The sequence below is a fragment of the Sporichthyaceae bacterium genome (assembly GCA_036493475.1).
GTDB lineage: Bacteria > Actinomycetota > Actinomycetes > Sporichthyales > Sporichthyaceae > DASQPJ01.
The window spans coordinates 26,974-33,662 of the sequence record DASXPS010000003.1; the positions used below are offsets into that span (position 1 = coordinate 26,974).

A 6,689-nucleotide genomic window follows, 5' to 3' on the forward strand; every position below is an offset into this window, starting at 1 on the left:
CGTGTCCACCTTCGCCGCGCGACTGACGGCCCCGGAACCCGGTTGGACCAGCGAGGCCGCCGTGGTCGTGGTGGGCTCGGGTATCGCCGGTCTCACCCTGGCGCTACGCGCGGCGGACCTGTTGCCGGATGCGGCCGGCGGCGTACTGCTGATCACCAAGGACGTGCTGTCCGCGGGCTCGACCCGCTGGGCGCAAGGGGGCATCGCCGCGGCGTTGGGGCCCGGCGACAGTCCCGAGGAACACCTGCGGGACACCATGTTGGCCGGCGACGGCCTGTGCGACGCCGATGCAGTGCGGGTGCTCGTCACCGAGGGACCCGCAGCCGTCCGCCGACTGATCTCCTCCGGGGCCGTGTTCGACCGTGCCGCCGACGGCCAGTTGGCGCTGGGCCTGGAGGGAGGTCACCGCCGCAAGCGCATTGCGCACGCGGGCGGGGACGCCACCGGCGCAGAGATCCAACGGGCGCTGATTCACGCGGTGCACGCGCAGCCGCGCATCGAGGTCATCGAGCACGCGCTTGCCCTGGACCTGCAGCTGGCCGCGGACGGCGGGGTCGCGGGCATCACCCTGCACGTGATGGGCGTCGGCCAACGCGACGGCGTGGGCGCGGTCGCCTGCCGCGCGGTGGTCCTGGCCACCGGCGGACTGGGTCAGATCTACGCCGCCACCACCAACCCGGTGGTGTCCACCGGCGACGGCACGGCGATGGCGTTGCGGGCCGGGGCCATCGTCCGCGACCTGGAGTTCGTGCAGTTCCACCCCACCGTGCTGTGGCTCGGTGAGCCGCACTCAGATGACACCGGCGGCGGGCGGCAGCCGCTGATCTCCGAGGCGGTGCGCGGCGAGGGCGCCTTCTTGGTGGACGCGACCGGCCGCCGTTTCATGCAGGGCGTGCACGAGCTCGCCGACCTCGCGCCGCGCGACGTGGTCGCCAAGCAGATCCTGCGCATCATGGAGGGCACCGGTGCGCCGCACGTGTGGCTGGACGCGCGTGGGTTCGGTGCAACGCGCTGGGCCGAGCGATTTCCCACCATCCTGGCCACCTGTCGCGACCACGGCATCGACCCGGTGACCGACCTCATTCCGGTGGTGCCCGCCTGCCACTACGCCTCCGGCGGCGTCCGCACCGATCTGAACGGACGCTCCTCGGTGCCCGGCCTCTACGCGTGCGGCGAGGCCGCCTGCTCCGGCGTGCACGGTGCCAACCGGTTGGCGTCCAACTCGCTGTTGGAGGGCCTGGTGTTCGCCGAGCGCATCGCGGCTGACCTGGTCCGGGCGCTGCCGCCGCGGCGGGTGCCCGCCCCGGACCGCCGGCCGCGCGCGCTGCTCGATGGCGCGGTGCGGGGCGAGCTGCAACGGCTGATGAGCTCCGGCGCCGGTGTGCTGCGCAGCCGGGAGGGTCTGGCCCGTACCGCCGACGCACTCGGCGAGCTTGCCGCCGCTCATCCCGGATCACCCGGCGTGGAGGCCTGGCAGGCGACCAATCTGCACACCATCGCCACCGTGCTGGTGGCCGCGGCCGCTGCGCGGGAGGAGACCCGGGGATCCCATTGGCGGGAGGATTTCCCCGCGCGCGACGATGTGCACTGGCAACGTCACCTGGACGCGCACAGCGGCGGGGGAGCGGTACACATGGCGCTGAGCCCGATCGCTGCGCCCACCGCCGATCCGGCACCGTCCGCCGCGCTGCTCGCCGAGCTCGCCGATGCGGGTCTGGACTTCGTCGAGATCGAGGCGATCGTCGACCGCGCGCTGGCCGAGGATCTCGGTCCCGGTCGCGACGACGTGACCAGCGTGGCCACCGTGCCCGCCGGGCAGACCGCCCGCGCCGACCTGGTGGCCCGTGGCGACGGCGTTGTCGCCGGGCTGGCGGTGGCCCGCCTGGTCTTCGAGCGGGTGTCCGGCGGCGACGTGGTGGTGGAGCGGTTCGCCAAGGACGGGGAGTGGACGCACCGGGGCGAGGTGCTGCTCACGGTGCACGGGCACACCCGGCACCTGCTGGTCGCCGAACGCACCGCGCTGAACCTGCTCAGCCGCATGTGCGGGGTGGCCACCGCGACCCGGGCCTGGGCCGACGCGCTGTCCGAATCGGGCGCGAAAGTGCGCGACACCCGCAAGACCACACCCGGCCTGCGGGTGCTGGAGAAGTACGCGGTGCGCTGTGGCGGCGGGGTCAACCACCGGATGGCACTGTGGGACGAGGCGCTGATCAAGGACAACCACGTGTTGGCCGCGGGCGGGGTGGTGGCCGCGTTCGAGGCAGTGCGCCGCGCCTACCCCGCAGTGCCGGTGGAGGTCGAGGTGGACTCCCTGGACCAACTCGACGACGTCCTCAAGGCCGGGGCCGATTTGGTGCTGCTGGACAACTTCACCCCCGCACAGATGCGGACAGCCGTAACCCGTAACGCCGGCCGGGCCCGGCTGGAGGCCAGTGGCGGTCTCACCCTGGCCGACGCGGCCGCGGTGGCCGCGACCGGTGTGGACTTCGTGTCGGTGGGGGCGCTCACCCACTCCGCGCCCGTGCTCGACGTCGCTCTCGACCTGCGCCCTGAGGACCTGTAGATGCTGCTCACCATCGACGTCGGCAACACCCACACGGTGCTCGGCCTGTTCGAGGGGTCGACGATCGTCGAGCACTGGCGCATCTCCACCGACGCCCGACGGACCGCCGATGAGTTGGCGGTCACCGTGGATTCGCTGCTGGCGCATTCCGACTCCGCCGAACACGGCCAACGACTCAGCGGCATCGCGATCTGTTCCACCGTGCCCTCGGTGCTGCACGAGATGCGCGAGATGGTGCTCCGCTATCACGGTGCCGTGCCCACCGTGGTCGTCGAACCGGGTGTACGCACCGGGGTGCCGGTGCTGATGGACAACCCCAAGGAGGTGGGCGCCGACCGGATCGTGAACGCGTTGGCGGCCGCGCACCTCTACGGCGGGCCGTGCATCGTCGTCGATTTCGGCACCGCCACCACCTTCGACGCGGTGTCCGCCAAGGGGGAGTACGTCGGCGGCGCGATCGCGCCGGGCATCGAGATCTCGGTGGAGGCATTGGGCGCCCGCGGCGCCCAACTGCGCAAGGTGGAATTGGCCCGGCCGCGTTCGGTGATCGGCAAGAGCACGGTGGAGGCCATGCAGTCCGGCATCCTTTACGGCTTTGCCGGTCAGGTGGACGGCATCGTGGACCGGATGGCCGGGGAGCTGTCCGACGATCCCGACGGCGTCACCGTGGTGGCCACCGGCGGTCTGGCGCCGATCGTGCTGGGGGAGTCCACCAGCATCGACAAGCACGAGCCGTGGCTCACCCTGATCGGCCTGCGGCTGATCTTCGAACGGAACACCACCGCCTGACGCGGGGCGTCAGCCGCGGCGTCGGGCGCCCGCGATGATCACGGCGCAGGCCGGCTGAGCTCCTTCGCAGAGGGAAGTACCCTCTGCCGGGTGAGCGAGGACGAAGAACTCCCGGAGCAGATGCGGGTGCGGCGGGAGAAGCTGGACCGGCTGCGCGCCGCCGGTGTCGACCCCTACCCGGTGGGATATCCGCGCACCGCAACCATCGCCGAGGTAATCGAGTCCCACCCGGACCTGCCGGTCGACGTGGCCACCGGCGACATTGTGGGCATCGCGGGTCGGGTGCTGCTCTCCCGCACCGGCGGCAAGTTGTGCTTCGCCACGCTGCGCGACGGCACCGGCGATCTGCAGGTGATGTTGTCGCTGGACAAGGTGGGTGAGCAGCGCTTGGCCGCGTGGAAGAGCGATGTCGACCTCGGCGACCACGTCGGCATCACCGGTGAGGTGATCACCTCCAAACGCGGTGAACTGTCCGTGCTGGCACACGACTGGGCGCTGACCGCCAAGTGCCTGCGGCCGTTGCCGGACAAGCACAGGGGTCTGATCGACCCGGAGGCGTTGGTCCGGCAGCGCTACGTGGATTTGATCGTGAACCCCGATGCGCGCCGCATGCTGACCATGCGGTCGGACATGGTGCGTTCGCTGCGCAACACGTTGGCCGACGCGGGATTCCTCGAGGTGGAAACCCCGATGCTGCAGGCCATCCATGGTGGTGCGAATGCGCGTCCGTTCATCACGCATATCAATGCCTACGACGCTCAGCTCTATCTGCGCATCGCGCCGGAGTTGTATTTGAAACGGTTGGCCGTCGGCGGCGTGGAGAAGGTCTTCGAGATCAACCGGAACTTCCGCAACGAGGGTGTGGATGCCTCGCACAATCCGGAGTTCACCATGCTGGAGGCCTACGAGGCCTACGGCGATTACAACAGCATGGCCGTCCTGACGCAGCGTCTGATTCAGACGGCTGCGGCGGACGCATTGGGTGCCACGGTGATCCGCCACGGCGATGCGGAGTACGACATCGGCGGCGAGTGGCGGACGGTGACCGTCAACGAGGGCCTTTCCGACGTTCTCGGTACCCCGATCACTGCGGACACTGGGTTGCCCGAGTTGATCCGGTTGTGTGAGAAGGCCGAGGTGCCGACCGATCCATCCTGGAACCGCGGCCAGGTGATTCTGGAGATGTACGAACGGCTTCTCGAGGAACACACCGTGCTGCCCACCTTCTACCGGGATTTCCCGACCGAGGTGTCCCCGCTCACCCGCGCGCACCGGGTGGATCCGCGGCTGGCCGAACGTTGGGACCTGGTGGCATTTGGTCATGAGATCGGCACCGCATATTCCGAGCTGATCGACCCCACTGAGCAGCGCGTTCGATTCACCGCGCAATCCTTGTTGGCGGCCGGCGGCGACCCCGAGGCCATGCAGCTGGACGAGGACTTCCTGCGCGCACTGGAGTACGCGATGCCACCCACCGGAGGTATGGGAATGGGCGTCGACCGATTGCTGATGATGTTCACCGGTGCGAGCATCCGGCAGACCGTGTTGTTCCCGTTCGTGCGGCCGCAGAGCTGAACCGATGACCGCTGACGGTGTGGTGATCCGCCGCGCCCGGACCGCCGACGTACGCTCGATCGGCACGTTCATTGATGTCTACGCCGACGACCGGATCCTGCTGTCCAAAGCCACCGTCATGCTCTATGAGGATGTCCAGGAATTCTGGGTGGCCGAACTGGACAACGCGGTGATCGGTTGCGGGGCGCTGCACGTGATGTGGGAGGACCTCGCCGAGGTGCGCACGCTGGCCGTTGCCCCGGCGCACCGCCATCGCGGCATCGGTCATCTGTTGCTGGACCGGTTGATGACGGTTGCCCGTGAGTTGGGTGTACGAAAGGTGTTCTGCTTGACCTTCGAGGTCGACTTCTTCTCCCGACATGGATTCCGGATCATCGACGATGTTCCGGTAGATCCCGCCGTGTTCGCACAGATCCTGAAGTCCTATGACGAGGGCGTTGCGGAGTTCCTGGATCTGGAACGGGTCAAACCGAACACTTTGGGCAACTCGCGGATGTTGCTGGAGCTGTAGATCCCATTCGCGCGGCGCAATTGCGCGATTCTGGAATTCCTGGTTTGCTTTTGATCGCGCGGCGCGGCGGTGCGTCGGGGGACAGAGCAGAGGAATCTCACAGATGGCATCCAAGACCCTGGTCATTCTCGAGGACGACCTTGACGGCGGAGCGGCCGACGAGACCGTGTCGTTCTCCTTGGATGGCGTCTCGTATGAGATCGACCTGTCCTCGAAGAACGCCACCAAGCTGCGTGATGCGCTGGCCTCTTATGTCGGTTCGGCCCGGCGTGTCGGGGGCCGCGCCGCACGGGGTCGCGCCGGTTCGGCAAAAGGCGCACGCGCGGGCGCGGTGAACACTTCAGAGATTCGCGACTGGGCGCGCGCCAAGGGCCTGGACGTCTCCGAGCGCGGCCGAATTCCGGCCACGATCATTGAGCAGTACAACGCCGCGCACAAATAGTGCGTCATCCCGTGCCGTAGGCGTCGGTGACGGTCTCAAAGATCGAGACCCCACTGGCCCCACTGGCGCCGGTGGCCCTTGCCCGCAATGACACGTTCCCCTTCGCCGGGTTGGAAATGCTGCTCACCCAGCGGTGCCCGCCCGGGCACCAGTTTGACCGTGTGCCAGGTCTTGCCCTCGGTGGAATAGGCCGGCGTCACCGAGCGCACTGCCCTCAGCCCGATCGCCACCTGGGTCTTGCCGTGGCCAGGTTGACCAGTTTGGAGTCCAGCACCGCGGGCTGACCGGACCTGGTCAAACGCTGACCTTGACCGTGGCCGTGCCGGCGTCGGCAGCAGAAATCCCGAGCCCGGATGCGAGGACGGCGAGGGTGCCCAGCGCGGCGATCCGGGGACGGGAATGCATCGGTCTCCTGGTCCGTTGAAACCCCTGTACCCAAGAGTAAGTCTTCGCCCGGTTTGTCTCGTCATTCCTTCCGGTGAGCGCACTTGGGTGCTCCCTACGCCGGACCCCCGCCGGGGCTAGAGTTGCCAGCAGACGGTGGGTGGGTCCTCCATACACCGCCTCGCCCCGCTCTAAGGAGCACGCACGATGTTCGAGAGATTTACCGACCGCGCCCGTCGCGTTGTGGTCCTGGCCCAAGAAGAAGCCCGGATGCTGAATCACAACTACATCGGCACCGAGCACATCCTGCTCGGACTCATCCATGAGGGTGAGGGCGTAGCCGCCAAGGCGCTGGAGAGCCTCGGCATCTCGCTGGAGGCCGTCCGCCAACAGGTCGAAGAGATCATCGGACAGGGCCAGCAGGC

Annotated in this window: 7 protein-coding genes; 6 read left to right on the top strand and 1 reads right to left on the bottom strand. The window is 68.4% G+C overall.

The genetic code is table 11. The features are described 5' to 3' along the window. Window position 1: 1 nt before the first annotated feature. The 5 genes from VGJ14_00280 (at window position 2) to VGJ14_00300 (ending at window position 5,880) form a co-directional block, all read left to right on the top strand. Window positions 2-2,563, top strand: coding sequence for an L-aspartate oxidase (locus VGJ14_00280; GenBank protein HEY2830829.1), 2,562 nt, complete (start codon window positions 2-4; stop codon window positions 2,561-2,563). Beyond that, a complete protein-coding gene (locus VGJ14_00285) occupies window positions 2,564-3,352 on the top strand; it encodes a type III pantothenate kinase (GenBank protein HEY2830830.1) in 789 nt (262 codons plus the stop codon). A gap of 90 nt (window positions 3,353-3,442) precedes the next feature. Continuing rightward, window positions 3,443-4,927: a bifunctional lysylphosphatidylglycerol synthetase/lysine--tRNA ligase LysX gene (lysX, locus tag VGJ14_00290; protein HEY2830831.1), complete on the top strand. Its 1,485-nt coding sequence runs from the start codon at window positions 3,443-3,445 to the stop codon at window positions 4,925-4,927. Between the two features lie 4 nt (window positions 4,928-4,931). After that, entirely contained in the window at window positions 4,932-5,438 is a 507-nt protein-coding gene (locus VGJ14_00295) for an amino-acid N-acetyltransferase (protein HEY2830832.1), read from the top strand. A 103-nt stretch (window positions 5,439-5,541) separates the two neighbouring features. Further along, window positions 5,542-5,880 (top strand): Lsr2 family protein, encoded by a 339-nt coding sequence (locus VGJ14_00300; protein ID HEY2830833.1) that lies wholly within the window; start codon window positions 5,542-5,544, stop codon window positions 5,878-5,880. Between the two features lie 35 nt (window positions 5,881-5,915). On the opposite strand, the gene VGJ14_00305 is transcribed toward VGJ14_00300, so the two are convergent. Next, window positions 5,916-6,110 (bottom strand): hypothetical protein, encoded by a 195-nt coding sequence (locus tag VGJ14_00305; GenBank protein HEY2830834.1) that lies wholly within the window; start codon window positions 6,108-6,110, stop codon window positions 5,916-5,918. 361 nt (window positions 6,111-6,471) lie between these two features. Here VGJ14_00305 and VGJ14_00310 point away from each other — a divergent pair. Then, window positions 6,472-6,689: Clp protease N-terminal domain-containing protein (locus tag VGJ14_00310; protein ID HEY2830835.1), on the top strand; the 218-nt coding region annotated here is incomplete at its 3' end.

What these genes read in the sequence shown, in the direction of transcription:
- VGJ14_00285 (HEY2830830.1), top strand. Translation starts at nt 2,564, where the DNA reads ATGCTGCTCACCATCGACGTCGGCAACACCCACACGGTGCTCGGCCTG.
- VGJ14_00295 (HEY2830832.1), top strand. Translation starts at nt 4,932, where the DNA reads ATGACCGCTGACGGTGTGGTGATCCGCCGCGCCCGGACCGCCGACGTA.
- VGJ14_00300 (HEY2830833.1), top strand. Translation starts at nt 5,542, where the DNA reads ATGGCATCCAAGACCCTGGTCATTCTCGAGGACGACCTTGACGGCGGA.